Consider the following 429-nt stretch of genomic DNA (forward strand, 5'->3'; position numbering starts at 1 on the left):
CCGCCACGACGGCCACCTGCAGAAAGAGCCACCCGGCGGCGTTCACGACGAACCCGCCGACCACGCGCTGGGCCGTTCCCGCGGCGGGCTGACCACCAAAACGCATCTGGCCTGCGAGCAGGGCCAGAAACCCCTGGCGCTGGTCATCACCGCCGGGCAACGCGGGGACAGCCCGCAGTTCATCCCGGTCCTGCGCAAGATCCGCGTCGCCCGCATCGGCAGCGGTCATCCCCGCACCCGCCCGAACCTGGTCCTGGCCGACAAGGCCTACACCTCGAAAGCCAACCGGGCACACCTGCGCACACGCGGCATCCCCGCGTGCATCCCCAGCAAGACCGATCAGGACGCCCACCGCAAAGCCAAAGGCTCCAAAGGCGGGCGCCCACCCGCATTCGACCCGGTCCGCTACCGGCAACGCCACGCCGTCGA

General features: G+C 70.6%; 1 protein-coding gene. It reads left to right on the forward strand.

All coding sequences use genetic code 11. The features are described 5' to 3' along the window. Positions 1–429: IS5/IS1182 family transposase (locus tag OP18_RS50740; RefSeq protein ID WP_033368041.1), on the forward strand; the 429-nt coding region annotated here is incomplete at both ends.

Origin of the sequence: Dactylosporangium aurantiacum (assembly GCF_000716715.1) — a bacterium.
GTDB lineage: Bacteria > Actinomycetota > Actinomycetes > Mycobacteriales > Micromonosporaceae > Dactylosporangium > Dactylosporangium aurantiacum.